At 34.0% G+C, this 14,444-nt stretch carries 11 protein-coding genes and 1 pseudogene; 6 read left to right on the top strand and 6 right to left on the bottom strand.

What is annotated here, in order from left to right; all coding sequences use genetic code 11:
- Positions 1-5 precede the first annotated feature (5 nt).
- Both DFR85_RS30425 and DFR85_RS30420 read left to right on the top strand, forming a co-directional pair.
- Positions 6-1,961, top strand: coding sequence for a 3-hydroxyacyl-CoA dehydrogenase/enoyl-CoA hydratase family protein (locus DFR85_RS30425; RefSeq protein ID WP_432417915.1), 1,956 nt, complete (start codon positions 6-8; stop codon positions 1,959-1,961).
- Complete coding sequence (locus tag DFR85_RS30420; protein WP_110271511.1) at positions 1,962-2,909, top strand: alcohol dehydrogenase catalytic domain-containing protein; 948 nt, start codon at positions 1,962-1,964, stop codon at positions 2,907-2,909.
- 74 nt (positions 2,910-2,983) lie between these two features.
- Here the strand turns inward: DFR85_RS30420 and DFR85_RS30415 are convergent, their stop codons facing one another.
- The gene (locus DFR85_RS30415; RefSeq protein ID WP_110271942.1) at positions 2,984-3,475 is read right to left on the bottom strand and encodes an NTPase; all 492 of its coding nucleotides are present in this window, start codon (positions 3,473-3,475) and stop codon (positions 2,984-2,986) included.
- Between the two features lie 52 nt (positions 3,476-3,527).
- Between DFR85_RS30415 and DFR85_RS30410 the strand changes: the two genes are divergently transcribed.
- Positions 3,528-4,709, top strand: a complete 1,182-nt coding sequence (locus tag DFR85_RS30410) for a mandelate racemase/muconate lactonizing enzyme family protein (protein ID WP_110271510.1) — start codon at positions 3,528-3,530, stop codon at positions 4,707-4,709.
- Between the two features lie 198 nt (positions 4,710-4,907).
- On the opposite strand, the gene DFR85_RS30405 is transcribed toward DFR85_RS30410, so the two are convergent.
- Positions 4,908-5,669, bottom strand: coding sequence for a dioxygenase family protein (locus DFR85_RS30405; RefSeq protein ID WP_168367250.1), 762 nt, complete (start codon positions 5,667-5,669; stop codon positions 4,908-4,910).
- A 226-nt stretch (positions 5,670-5,895) separates the two neighbouring features.
- Here DFR85_RS30405 and DFR85_RS30400 point away from each other — a divergent pair, with 226 nt between their 5' ends.
- Positions 5,896-6,204 carry a hypothetical protein gene (locus DFR85_RS30400; protein ID WP_110271508.1) on the top strand — a complete coding sequence of 103 codons (309 nt, stop codon included), beginning with the start codon at positions 5,896-5,898 and terminating at the stop codon, positions 6,202-6,204.
- A 178-nt stretch (positions 6,205-6,382) separates the two neighbouring features.
- On the top strand, positions 6,383-7,828 hold the full coding sequence (locus DFR85_RS30395; protein WP_110271941.1) for an aldehyde dehydrogenase family protein: 1,446 nt from the start codon (positions 6,383-6,385) through the stop codon (positions 7,826-7,828).
- A gap of 122 nt (positions 7,829-7,950) precedes the next feature.
- On the opposite strand, the gene DFR85_RS30390 is transcribed toward DFR85_RS30395, so the two are convergent.
- Positions 7,951-8,421 carry a PaREP1 family protein gene (locus DFR85_RS30390; RefSeq protein WP_110271507.1) on the bottom strand — a complete coding sequence of 157 codons (471 nt, stop codon included), beginning with the start codon at positions 8,419-8,421 and terminating at the stop codon, positions 7,951-7,953.
- Between the two features lie 519 nt (positions 8,422-8,940).
- Between DFR85_RS30390 and DFR85_RS30385 the strand changes: the two genes are divergently transcribed.
- Positions 8,941-10,122 (top strand): AAA family ATPase, encoded by a 1,182-nt coding sequence (locus DFR85_RS30385; RefSeq protein WP_168367223.1) that lies wholly within the window; start codon positions 8,941-8,943, stop codon positions 10,120-10,122.
- A 115-nt stretch (positions 10,123-10,237) separates the two neighbouring features.
- Here the strand turns inward: DFR85_RS30385 and DFR85_RS30380 are convergent.
- From DFR85_RS30380 to DFR85_RS30370, 3 genes and pseudogenes are all read right to left on the bottom strand, one after another.
- Positions 10,238-11,297 (bottom strand): annotated as a pseudogene (locus DFR85_RS30380) (IS110 family RNA-guided transposase).
- Positions 11,298-12,250: 953 nt separating this feature from the next.
- The gene (locus DFR85_RS30375; protein WP_110271505.1) at positions 12,251-12,670 is read right to left on the bottom strand and encodes a MarR family winged helix-turn-helix transcriptional regulator; all 420 of its coding nucleotides are present in this window, start codon (positions 12,668-12,670) and stop codon (positions 12,251-12,253) included.
- Positions 12,651-14,372: an MFS transporter gene (locus DFR85_RS30370; protein WP_110271504.1), complete on the bottom strand. Its 1,722-nt coding sequence runs from the start codon at positions 14,370-14,372 to the stop codon at positions 12,651-12,653. Before DFR85_RS30370 ends, DFR85_RS30375 begins: the two co-directional genes overlap by 20 nt.
- Positions 14,373-14,444 lie beyond the last annotated feature (72 nt).

The raw sequence follows: 14,444 nt of genomic DNA, 5'->3' as shown, positions 1-14,444 counted from the left end.
TGAGTATGATAAGGAAATTTACTGTAATTGGAGCAGGAACAATGGGTCACGGGATAGCTGAAGTTGCAGCTATCTCAGGATTAGAAGTATGGTTAAACGATGTTACCGAAGATATTTTAAAAAACGCTAAAGAAAAAATTTCTTGGAGTTTATCAAAACTTGAGGAAAAAGGACAAATAAAAAGTAAGGACGAAGTATTGTCAAGAATTCATTTAACTACTGACCAGGAAGAAGCTCTTAAAGACACTGATTTCATGGTGGAGGCAGTAATAGAAGATATTAACATAAAATCTAAAGTGTTTTCAAAAGCCGATGCCTTATCTTCGGATAACGCTATACTAGCATCAAACACTAGCAGTATTCCTATATCAGAAATAGCCAAATACGTTAAAAAAGGAGAAAGAGTAGTAGGAATGCATTTCTTTAATCCTCCAGTTATCATGCCTCTAGTTGAAATTATAAAAGGGGAGAAGACATCAGAAGAAACCGTAAAGGAAGTTTACAATTTAGCAAAAAGGCTAGGAAAAGATCCAGTAGTAGTAAATAAAGATGTACCGGGTTTCCTTGTGAATAGAATATTATTTAGGGTAAATGAAGTAGCCTGTTGGCTTGTCGAATCTGGAAAAGCCAGCATAGAAGACGTAGATTACACTTCTATTACTGATTTGGGCTTTCCAATGGGAATTTTTCTTCTCCAAGACTACACTGGTCTAGACGTAGGATATTTAGTAGGTAAAGCTATGGAAGAAAGAGGTTTTAAAACATACGAATGTAAAATGTTCGAAGAGAAGTTTAAATCCAAAGAACTAGGAGTAAAGAGTGGGAAAGGTTTCTATACATATCCAGCTCCAGGCAAATTTGTTAGGCCAGAATTTAAGGGAGCCAAGAAGGTTAACGCAATACTTCTATTATCTTCTGCAATAAACGAAGCCTCTTATTTACTAAGGGAAGGAATTTCTTCTAAAGAAGATATAGAAAAAGGGTGCAAACTAGGATTAGGATGGCCAAAAGGAATATTTGAATATGCTGATTCCTTCGGAATAGACGAAGTAATAAATGCCTTAGAAGAATTAAAGAACGAAACAAAATTAGAAAACTTTACTCCAGATCCATTACTAATTTCAATGAGAAATGAAGGAAGATTGGGAAAAAAGACTGGAAATGGATTTTATGAATACGGAAAAAGAAATTTTACTACAATTAAATACGAAATTGACGGAAAAATAGGGATTATAACATTAAATAGACCCGAGAAACTTAATGCGATAAACGAAGATATGGTTAAAGAATTAAATGAACTTCTAGATGAAATAGAGGAAGACGATAAAATTAGAGTAATTATAATCCAAGGAAGTGGAAGGGCTTTTTCTGCAGGAGCTGACACCTCAGAGTTCTTAAAGATGACTCCAATAAAAGCAATGATAGCTTCAAGAAGATTACAAGAATTATACAATAAAATACAGTTTTTAACAAAACCAGTAATTTCATTAATTAATGGTTATGCTATAGGAGGAGGTTTAGAATTGGCCATGAGCACTGATATAAGAATAGCATCGTCAAACGCTCAATTAGGACAGCCTGAGATAAACTTGGGCATTATCCCTGGAGGTGGAGGGACACAAAGATTGCCTAAATTATCTAAAAGAAAATCACTCCAATTAATACTTACAGGAGAAAATATATCTGCAAAAGAAGCGGAAGAATTAGGAATTGTAGATGAAGTAGTAGATCCTTCAGAATTAGAAAATGAAGGTAAAAAGATAGCTAATAAAATAGCTGAAAAGTCTCCCTTAGCAGTAGCCTTAGCAAAATACGCTGTGAATCTTGGTAATCAAACAAATATATGGACTGGTGAAGCATTAGAATCCTCCTTTTTCGGTATCTTATTCAGTACAAAGGATTTTGAGGAAGGAATTAAGGCCTTTATAGAAAGGAGAAAGCCCCAGTTTAAGGGAGAATAAATGAAGGCCGCAGTTCTGGAAGAATTCGGAAAACCCCTATTAATAAAAGACGTTAATATGAGCGGAAACGATAACGACGTATTGGTTAACATAAAATCTTCAGGAATGTGCGGAAGAGATATAGTTATATGGAAAGGAGGATTTAGAAACTTAAAGTTACCTTTAATACTAGGGCATGAAATTTTTGGAGAACTGAATGGTAATCCCGTAGGAGTATTTGGTACTATTGTATGCGGTAATTGTAGATACTGTAGAGAAGGTAAGGAAAATCTATGCGAAAATTCCGTATTTTTCGGTGAAGGAAGACCTGGAGGATATGCTGAATCCGTTTATGCTCCAAAAGATTCCATTTTTTCCCTTCCAGATAAAGATTATGAAAAATATGCTGCGTCAGTATGCCCAATAGCTACTTCTATTCATGCTTCTCGTTTAGCCAATGTAAGACAGAATACTGAAGTTTTAGTAACTGGTGCCGGTGGAGGGGTAGGTATTCATATGATACAATATCTAAAAAGTTTAGGAGCTTACGTAATCTCTATAACTTCTGAATCAAAAAAGGAAGAAGTAGGAAAGTTCTCTGATGAGGTAATAACTGAAAAGGAATTTTCTAGACTCGTTAAGGGAGTAGACGTTGTAATGGAGTTAGTAGGTAGTGAAACTATTAATGAAAGTTTAAGGTCATTGTCAAGAGATGGAACGCTTGTTCTAATAGGAAACGTTAGTGGGAAAGAAATTTCTCTTAAGAGACCGGCTTTAACTATAATGAAACAACAAAGGATTATAGGTTCTGCATCTTATACTAGGAAAGAAGTTCTTGAAGCAGTTGATCTTATTCATGATCAAAAAATTATTCCTATATACAAGAGATATGAGTTAATAAACGTAAATAATGCAATAAAGGATTTAATTGAAGGAAGAATACTAGGAAGAGCAATACTTACACCTTAGGCTGTATGTGTCTCTTTTATTGACGAAGAGTCTGTAAGATTTGATAAATAAGATATGGAAAACTGCTGTAAAAATTAACTTATATTATTTAATATCTCATTTAAAATCTCTTCTTTTAATACATTCCTATTACTCAAAGTAAGTGTATATATTTTACCTTCTTCCTTAATGTTTCTATGAACAACTGCAATTAAAGGTTTATCGGTCTTTAAAGCATAATCTATAATTCTCTTTATTGAAGGAATTGAAAGCTCCATAGGTCCTATTTCGTCTATTGCTATAATTTTAGAATTAGAAAGAGAAGAATATATTTCGTTGGCTATGTCATCAACTTGTTGCACAGCATATTTTCCAACTCTTATTCTTCCTTCTCCAACTTTAGCTAACCATTTCTCCTTTCCAGTAGAGATATCAATTATTTTGAATCCTATTCTCTTACCATTTTCTCTTACTTCTGGGCAGTAGAATCCAGAGACGCTTATTCCTCTCTTCTTAACTTCATTAATTATGTACATTAACGTTGTTGTTTTTCCTACTCCCGGATTTCCAGTTATAAAAATTTTCATTAGATACATATTGAAAGAAAAGGTTTAAGATTATCATTTCACATTACTATCTATGAAAATCCAAGAAATAGAACCGATAGTTCTCACATCAAAAGAAAAAGGAGGAGCTACCTGGGCATCTACAATGATTTTAGTAAAGATGACTACATCTAACGGCGAAGTAGGTTATGGAGAAGCTGTACCCACATTAAGAGTAATTTCAGTGTATAATGAAATAAAACAAGTAGCTAAGGCTTTTATAGGGAAGGAGGTTGAGGAGATTGAAAAGAATTATCACGAATGGTACAGACAAGATTTTTATTTAGCTAGATCCTTTGAATCTGCTACAGCTGTTTCATCCATTGACATAGCTTCTTGGGATATTTTAGGAAAAGAACTAGGCTCACCTATTTACAAATTTTTAGGAGGAAAATTTAGAGATAAGGTGCTTGTTTATGCTAATGGATGGTATTCGGACTGTGTTACTCCAGACGATTTTGCTACTAAGGCTAAGGAAGTAGTTAAGAATGGATATAAAGGTTTAAAATTTGATCCTTTTGGTCAGTATTACGATTGGATAGACGAAAAAGGATTAAGAGAAGCTGAAGAAAGGGTTAAAGCAGTAAGAGAGGCTGTAGGAGATGACGTTTGCATAATGATTGAACACCACGGAAGATTTAACGCTAATTCTGCAATAAAAATCGCTCATGTTCTAGAAAAATACAATCCCCTCTTTATGGAAGAGCCTGTTCATCACGAAGATATCGAAGGATATAAGAAATACAGATCGTCAACTAAATCGACCGTAGCATTAGGAGAAAGATTAGTAAGTTTAAAGGAGGCAATGTTTTATATAGATAATAGGTTAGCTGACGTTTTACAACCAGATATTACAAACATTGGAGGAGTAACCATAGCAAGGAAAGTTGTAACTCTTGCTGAAGCTAATGATGTTGAAATAGCTTTCCATAACGCTTTTGGTTCAATTCAGAATGCAGTTTCAGTTCAACTTAGCGCCGTTATTCCTAACTTACTGATATTGGAAAACTTTTACGATTGGTTCCCACAATGGAAAAGAGATTTAGTATATAACGGAACTCCAGTAGAAGATGGTTATGTGAAGGTTCCTGAAAAACCAGGGATAGGAGTAGACGTTAATGAAAAATTAATTAGCGAACTTAAAGCTGAACCAATACCTTTAGACGTTGAAGAGGAGCCTGTATGGGTAGTTAAAAACACGTGGAAAGGATATTGATTTTTATTAATTCTAATCATAATTAGCACAAAATTATAAATATTGAAATTCTAACTGCTTCTTAACGAATTAAAAAATAATACGAAAAAATGATCCTAATATCAAGAAGAAAGTAGCTAAATATGCATATGAAAATAAAAAATAACGCTCGCTTATTATCTTGTCTTTGGAAAATTCTGCTTTTAATATACACAATTATTATTTGAATTCACAAGCTAACATACTTACTCCTGGCCAAGGTACTGCATAATCTATTACTTCAGCCTTCTTAGGTTTTATAGCACCCATAACTACATACATTGGCCTTAAAAATCCCTCAGGCTGAGCTTGTTTCCATTCCTTTGTCTCCTCAAGATTCATTATTGAGTCAAAATCTCCTTTGTTAAGGAGATCGATCAATTTCCTATCAAAATTGCTTTGTTTAGGTTTTATGTTAAAGTAAAATAATTCTAAAATATGTGTTGGAGATCCGGTACCAAGGATTAATACATTTTCATCTATAGATTGAGCAATAGCTTCACCTAACTTATAGTGAACTTCTGGAGACTTGTCTGTTATTGATAAAGTAACAGCCCTTATTCCCTCGGGAAACATATACATTAGCGGTATCCACGCCCCATGATCCAATCCCCATTTATTATCTTCAGCTATATCTATTCCTTTTCTTTTAGCGTTTTCAATTATTTTATATGCCAGACTTACATCATTTTCTGCAGAATAACAAAACTTATACAATTCATCTGGAAATCCATAATAATCTTGAATACACTCTAATTTTTCTTGAGTCTCTACTAAAAAAGTTCCGGACCAAGAGAAGAAATGAGGACTTACTACTACAACAGTTTGAGGGTTCAATTCATCCTTTATTCTTTTCCCAATACTCCTAAGAGTGTCTTTCCATTTATTATTTTCAGTTAGAATTGTAGGAGATCCATGAGAGATGTAAAATCCTTTTATCATCAAAAGTTAATTTGTTTACTTAGTTAAATAAATCTTATGTCGACTTAAGGATTAAAGGCAAAAATACTTTCAAACCCAAATGATAAACATAATATAAGTGGTATTTTTATAACTCTCAAAATTAGTTTTATGACTTTATTTATCTCATAATTTTTAATATATCAAAATTAATTACAGCTAAATAAAATAAAATTAGATTTTTAACCTAGTTCTCTCAATTCTTCATATGACTACAGAAGAAACTTTAAAACTTGTAGAGGAGATAAAGAAAAAAGTTTATGATACAAAGGAAAAAATAATGAAAGATACAAATAAGTTGTACTATTCTGTTAATAGTACTTTAAACTCCGAACTTGCTAAGGCTAAGAAAGAAGGTAAGAAGGTAGATGATATAGAGAAGGAATTTAATGAACTCCTTAATAAAATGGATAATATAAGAGAAAAACAGAAAAAACTAAGTGTTAAAGATCTTAGGAACGCCCTAAATAAGTATGCGGAAAAAGCTGAGGAACTTATTAAGAAAGTCAAAAAATAATTTTTCATAAATATTATCTAGTCTTCTATTATTAATATATAAGTTATGAATTGTCTTACTTTTTGCTTTTACATCAGTATGTTAGATTTAAAAAACTTATATTCTATATTTAATTACTTATATATTTTAAACAAAATATTTATTAATAGTAAATAATATTAATTATTTGGTGAATGCTTTGAAATCACTTATAATCGGAGGAGAAGAAGTAGATACTGGAGAATACTCAAGCATAGTTAATCCAGCTAATGGAGAACCTTTCGAAAAAGTTTCCGTAATCAAAGATAAAGATCTTATCAAAAGATCTATAGATTTGGCAGAAGACTCTTTTAGAGAATTCTCAAAATTACCTTTAAAAGACAGATCGAAAATTCTGATGAAAGCTTCTGAAATAATGGAGATGAGAAAAGAAGATTTGGCAAAAACTCTATCGTTAGAATCTGGAAAACCTATTAAGGATTCTAGAGTTGAGATATTAAGAGCAATCTCAGTATTTAAAATAGCGGCAGAAGAAGCAAGGTTTGTATTAGAAGGGAAGGTACATAGGGTAGATGCTTATGAATATCCTCCAGGAAATCAAAACAGAATTGTCATGGAAGTTAGAGAACCTTTGGGGATAGTAGCTGCCATATTACCGTTTAATTTTCCTGCAAATAGCTTTGCACATAAAGTGGCACCAAATATTGTTGCAGGTAACACAGTAATAGTAAAACCTTCTGTCTCAACTCCGTTATCGGCTTTAGAACTAGGAAAAATTATGTATGAAGCTGGTCTCCCTAGAGGTGTATTAAGTGTATTAATTGGAGACTCTGCAGTTATTGGTGATGAATTGATAACAAGTAAGAAAATTCAAGGAATAACCTTTACTGGATCTACTAAAGTAGGATTAAGTATAGCTAGCAAGGCTGTACTTACTAGCAAGAGATTAATGATGGAGATGGGAGGTTCCGATCCAATAATTGTATTAAACGACGCCGATATAGAGAAGGCAGTAAATGTAAGCGTTAAGGCTAGATTTGAATATGCAGGACAGAATTGTAATGCAGGAAAAAGAATTATTGTTCATGAAGACGTTTACGATAAATTCTCCAAAATGTATATAGACGCAGTAAATAAACTAAAGGTAGGAGATCCTCTAGATGAAAATACTGACGTAGGTCCAATAATTTCTAATACTGCAGTAAATACAATGAATGATTTTATTGAAGATGCTAAAAACAAGGGTGCTAAAATATATTCTGGTCTCAGAATTCAAAAGGGATATTATTATCCATTAACAGTTCTTATTAATGCATCACCGGATATGAAAGTAATGAAGGAGGAAGTTTTCGGTCCCCTAGCACCTATTGTAAAATTCTCCTCAATTGATGAGGCGATAGATATAGCTAATTCAACGGACTATGGCCTACAATCAGCCATTTTTACTAAAGATCTTAATAAGGCACTAAGGATATCTAAAGAATTGAAATTTGGCGCGGTAATAATAAACAATAGTACGAGACTAAGATGGGACGCTCTTCCCTTCGGTGGAGTTAGAATGAGTGGATTAGGAAATAGAGAAGGTGTAAGAAACACAATAATGACTATGACAGAACCAAAAATATTATCTATAGAATTAGAATAGCCAAAATATAAAATTTTAAAAATACTAGGTTATATTTACTGAAAGTTCTTATAGCTTTTTGTTGGGAAATCCTTGCAGTATAACGAGATCTTGAAAATTTTTAAAAATTATCTTATCAAATACTATTCCCCTACTACTTTTACCGCATTATCTAACATTTCCTTAACTTTTCTTAGATGCTCAGTAATATCTACAGTTGAAAGTTTTGCTTCATGAAAACCCCACACGTGAAGAGTATAAGCGGAATTCCAACCATTTAAAATCCAATCACCTAAATCCTTAGCTAACCTATTAACTGCGGAGGCTAACCAATATGTGTACCACCTTCCTTCTTTCAATGCTTGTTGATACTCAGGAATGTTGAATTTCTCTGCTAGGGCCTTAACGATTTCTTCAGCAACTTTGTAAGCCTTCCCTGAAGCCTGTACGGTATCACCTCTCTTCAAATAGTCCTCTGCTTCCATAATGTATTTCTTTGCTAATTCTATTCTTAAGTTAATTGCCTCTTTAGGATCTTTCCTTGAAATAGCGTCTATTATTAGGTCATTAATATCGATGTCGTACTCCTTAGCTTTCTTAATTAGCTCCTCCATGTTTAGAATATTATATTATGAAGCTTTAAGCGTTATTATGGATCGTTCTAATTCTCCTTCTAATACGATGTTGACACATTTTGGATAACATTTTCACGTTTTTCTTAAACATCTTCTTGACACTTATTGATAAATACCTTTAGGACACCTTGAGGTACTGTCCCAGGCACAAATAATTGAATAAATACGATGTATTAGTAATATAATATCATAATTAATTAAAAATAAAATACAATTATATTTTTTAATATAAGAGATAATTAACGCTTTATTTTAAGACAAAAGATTAATGGAGAAAGTATTGTACTATTTTAATGTACAACAAAACTTATTAATATAATTAAAATTAAATGTTTTATTTTACTGAATAATTTATCTATAATCGGCATTACATAAATTTAATTTATGTTTAATTGAAAGTGACTCTATAGGTACTCTTGACCCATATATCTTCATAATAATGGTTAATCTAGTAGAAGGCGATTTAACTTTAAAAATTCCGGTACCGGAATATTTTCGGTGGCGGAAATTCTCTTTGATACTAGACCAAAAACAGAGAAGAAAGATTTCTTTGATAGAGAAAAGGAAATAGAGGAACTTAAGGATATAATAGCGCATAGAGATTTTGCCGCAGTCTTAGGTATAAGAAGAATTGGAAAAACAAGCTTAGTTAGAGTGACGCTTAACGAACTTTCGAATTATATGGCTCTCTCTATTAATCTGGGTAAACTTGGTAATAAAAAATCTTATCCAATGGAGATTTTTTCTAGAATTTTTATAGAAGGTTCTGTTGAAGTATTAAGAAAGAATACGTTTGCTGGAAAAGTTTCTAAAATAATAGCAAATAGACTCGGTATAGATCCTACTGATATTTTAGAGCTTAATTGGGTTAAGATAAGTATAAGATTGAGAGAATTTAATACTCACGACGTTAATGAGGTTGTTAGAGCATTAGATTCTATATCTAAAGATAACGGAAAATACCTAGTGATTTTTATTGACGAGGTTCAGAATATTAAAAAGATTAGAGGATTTGATTTAGGTTCTTTTCTTCACGATATTTATGAATGGTGTAACAATACAATAATTGTAGTATCTGGTAGTTTCGTAGGAGTTACCGAAGAAATATTAAATCAAGTTGAAGAAGAGAAGCCGTTTTTTGGAAGAAAGTTCTTTAGAATTAAGTTAGACCGTTTTAATGAAGAAAAATCTAAGGAATTCTTAAAGGCAGGGTTTACAGAAGAAGGAATTGAAGTTAACGAAAAGGTTTTAGAGGAGGCAATTAGACTTTTTGACGGTATACCAGGATGGTTAGCTCTTTTCGGAAGAAGTTATTCCTATGCAATGAAGCATTCTCATCAGGTAGATATAAAGATAATATTAAAAGAGGCTGCCAAGGAGGTCTCGAGAGATTTTACGAGATTTTTAAAGTCATCAAATTCTCCAATGAGATATGCTGAGACAATTTTAGCTATATCTAGGTTAGGCAATAAGGGTAGTTTAAGTGAAATTAGAGAGAGCGTTAACTCCTTATTTAAGGAAGAAATAGAGGATTCTAGACTTCATGAATTATTGGGTACATTAATAAATTATGGATTTATAATAAAAATAGGTAGAGGAAAATATTCGCTACCTTCAGATCTACCTACTAAACTAGGTTTAAAGCATTCTGCTAAAAACTGGATAAAGAAAATGAGTTGACTTAATTTATCTTAACAAGGGCGTTCAGTAATAAATATTTTGGTTGAACTTCAAGCATAATGTCAACTAAGATTGCCACGTGTACCTTTCAATCCACGTGGCGATTTGGGGAGGATCACTTAGGCTCATAAGGCTTATTATTATACCAAACACTCCAAACTATTCTAGCCAATTTCCTGGCTAAAGCAGTGTACAACTTCTTTCCCTTCAACTTTTCCTTATGGTTCTCGTAAAATTCTAGTAATGTAGGATTACGAGAGTAATTCATCTCAGCGAGGAAGTAGAACAAGCTGCGCAAGGACTTATTACCCTTCTTCGATATTCCCTTACTTACAGTAGCTTTACCGCTCCTCTCAACTATTGGGTCTAAACCACAGTAGGCTACGAAGGACTCAGGGTTAGGAAAGCGTTTAATGTCTCCAACAATGCCTATTATTATTCCCGAAGAAAGTTTTCCTATTCCCGGTATAGTTAATAGAACGTGATTTTCAGACTGTGATTGTATCATTTTCTCTACTTCTTTTATTTTCTCGCTTGTTTCCAGTAGTGCTTTAGATAATACTTCGATTTCTTCAAGTACGATCTTTGTGTACTCTAAGTTGTATAATTGTATTTTGAAGTTTCCTTTAGAGAATTCTTCAAGCATTTCCTTGCTTATTTTTTCCTCGTCACTGACTAGGAATAGTGCTCTTTTTACCCTGTTCTTGTACTTTACTTTCAACTTTTAGGAAGATATATAGTGTTACTAGTTCTTTCAATGGGTTGTAGTTGTACTCCTTTGCCTTGTTTGCCATGTTTATTAGTTTTTGTGCGTCGTAAAAATCTGTTTTCTTTCCTCTCAAGTCCTTCTCCTTCCATAGTATATTTGGGCTTACTTGTAGTATCTTGATCCCTTTTTCCTTGAAGTATTGACATGGTTTTATTGAGTATGCTCCTGTCGGTTCGACCACTATTGTGTTTAGTTTCACTTTTAGTATTTCTTCATAACCCTTCTTGTTGTTCTCGTAGACCCTCCCCTCACTCGTTACTAGATGATCTTTTGATATGTCTATTCCTAGGATCCCTACCTCTTTATCACACCTATATCCGTGCATATTATCACAATGTTCAGTCCGATGGTAGGGGTTTGTCACGCCCCCGTTCGAAGACTTTGCTTCAGTCAAAGGGTCGACCATGTTTCCCAGTTGGAGAGTATTACTCTCCCCAACTAATTAATCTATATAGGGTTCAAAGGGGGCGGAAGACTCCATCCGTAAGGGTGGAGATGGATAGGCTCCACATGCTTTGCCTCTAACATGGCTAGGCGATAGCTTGAAGAGCCGAGGAAACCACTCGATAGAGGTTAACTTTAGGATCTTCACTTTGTATGTGTAATACTCTTTTTCTGATTCTTGAATTTTTCTATAATACGCGTTGTATTGTTAATTTTGTTAGGAGATAGTGCGAACTAAGTATGAGAACGTCCCCTTAAATTTTTGCACGCTCCTACTCGGGATGTTGTCCCACATGTTAGATCGCGGGGGACGTATAGCCAGCCTATCCAACGGGGTTTTATCCCCATGCCCACTTTCGGCTTGTGTTATTTTCTTGTTCTCTTTATAAAAGTTTTACTCTTGTAAGGCTTGTCTTCTTGTTTAGGAGTGTTGTTCGTGAAAATCACCGTAGGAGCCCCCTTTGTGGTTACATTTAAATACGTATTTTTCAAATATTCTATTAATGGCAGTCACTGACGGAGTAAGCGTCACTGAGACGCCTTGGTTAAAGCGAGGGTCCATGTGGTACGCCTCTGCTCCATTCAACAGTCCCATATTGGGATACTGTGGGTTCACATTAGTGCTCGGGGTCGGAACGACCCTTAGTGCCTGTGGAGCTGAGACCTCTACCTTTGGCAAGCCTCGGCTTTGAAGCAGGAAGCCACGCCCGTTAGGGCGCGGTAGTTCACAGTCAGAGTTTGTACTAAAATTCCTGTAGACTTACGTTAAAAATAATATGATAAAAATTAAATAGTTAAACATAATTACGAAAAATTAACGTAAATTTTAACATAGTTTACTCCATTATCTAATGAAATAAAAATATTAAACAAAATTTAAATAAACTATTCACTGTTATCACAATTAAAAATTCTCTAATGTGAGACTAGTTTCTGAAGTATTTGTATTAACGTGCTGATCTCTTCTTCGCTCAATACATTAAGTTTTTCCCTAGTAACTTCAGAATATATTTTTTCAGCCTTCAGCAAGATTTCTTTACCTTTCTCCGTTAATTCCAATTGTATGACTCTCCTGTCTTTTTCGCTCCTAGTTCTCACAACTAAACCTAATTTTTCTAACCTATCTACAGCGTAAGTCATAGCGGACTTTGAAACTCCTAAAATACTAGCTATTTTAGCTGGAGTATAAGGAGAAATACTCAACGCCTTTATTATTCCAACATCTAATGGCGAAAGGTCTTCTCCTATTCTCTTTAACGCTTCTCTATTAATTTCTTTGTATATTATTGACATTATTCTTAGAACTTCTAGTTCCTTAGATTCTATCTCTTTCATCCTTTACACCCCTTTGAATTGGTGAATTAACTCTTGTTATTTCTTCTTCAGCTATTGTTCTTCCTCCTCTCAATGCTGAAAATATTGCACCTAAGAAAGCCATTGCAGAGCCTATATAGAACGAAATTTTAAGTGCATGCATGAAAGGTGGAGCAATGGTCTCTGGGAACCACTGTTTACTTGTTAAAGTTGCAACTGTAGATGGACTTAATGACGCTGTCAATTGATGAGGTAAAGCTGAAAGTATAGCTCCAACTGGATTGTAACCTAGAAATGCCGAGAATAAAGCACTTGTGACCGGTATTTTTGACATTATGGGAGCTAATTGAGGAGCTCCAGCATTCGTAACAGCGTCTGAAAGAGCAGTGGGCAATGTAGCTGCTAGTACTCCTATTATTATAGTAAAGAATAACGCTAAGCTAGCAGTTTGAGCTGAATTCTGAAGTGTAGTTCTCATCCCTGACGCTGCGCCTCTATGCATTCTTGGAACGCTATTCATTATAGCAGTAGTGTTTGGAGCTCCAAACATACCGCTACCTAATCCCATAATAAAGATTATTGTAGCAAATTCAGGATAGTTAAAATTATACGGCAATGTACTCAATGCTATAAAAGCAACACCTACTATGCTTAATCCTATAGTTGCTAAAGTTCTTGCTCCATATCTATCCGATAATGCACCACTTATAGGTCCCATTAATACAAATCCTGCCATCATAGGTATCATGTAAACTCCAGCCCAAAATGGAGTAGAGGAATAGCTATATCCATGTAGTGGTAACCATATACCTTGGAGTAAAATTATTAGCACTATCATTATACCTCCGAAAGCGAACGCGAAAAGTAACTGAGAAATTCCGCCCATTAGAAATGCCTTTATCTTGAATAGTTCAAGTCTGAACATAGGATATTTCATTCTCTTCTCTACAAACGGGAAGGCTACTAAAAGTCCTGCACCAGCTATTAGGGACGCTATTACATAGGGGTTTGTCCAACCCATTTGTGATGTTCCGTATGGCATTAATCCGTATGTTACACCTAGTAGTAAGAATATTAATCCACCAGCAAAAATTAAATTGCCTATCCAATCTATTCCTTCTCCTTTTGCAGTTCCTCCAGTTTCCTTGAGTTTGAAGTAACTCCATATTGTACCTAATATTCCTACTGGAACGCTTACTAGAAATATGAATCTCCAATTTATAGTAGCTAAAATTCCTCCTAAAATTAAACCTACTAGAGATCCAGCTAACGCTGCTATTTGATTTATACCTAACGCCTTGCCTCTTTCCGTCACTGGGAAAGCGTCAGTTATTATTGCTGCACTATTTGCAAAAAGAAAGGCCGCGCCTATTCCTTGTACAAGCCTGAAAATTATAAGCTCTAGAGCTCCAAGATCTCCAGTATTAGGAGTTATGTAAAGCAATATAGAACCTATAGTAAATATTGCAAAGCCTAAATTGTATAACCTTACCCTTCCGAAGATATCTGAAAGCCTACCAAAAGTCACAAGAAACGCTGCAGTTATTACGTTATATCCCATTAGAATCCATAACAGATATTGGAAAGAAGAAGGTTCTACTGGATTAATATTTATTCCTCTAAAAATTGCTGGAAGAGAAATTAGAATTATTGTACCGTTTATTGAAGACATTAGAACTCCAATTGTTGTATTTGAAAGTGCGACCCATTTATACTGAACCATTTTGATCTATTAAATAGTTAATAGTTAAGTTATAAACTTTTCTGAATTGAACTAGTTAAGAGGATTTATAAT

Origin of the sequence: Acidianus brierleyi (assembly GCF_003201835.2) — an archaeon.
GTDB classification, from domain to species: domain Archaea; phylum Thermoproteota; class Thermoprotei_A; order Sulfolobales; family Sulfolobaceae; genus Aramenus; species Aramenus brierleyi.
The sequence above is the reverse complement of the archived record's forward strand: the minus strand, read 5'-3'. Positions and strand labels throughout refer to the sequence as shown.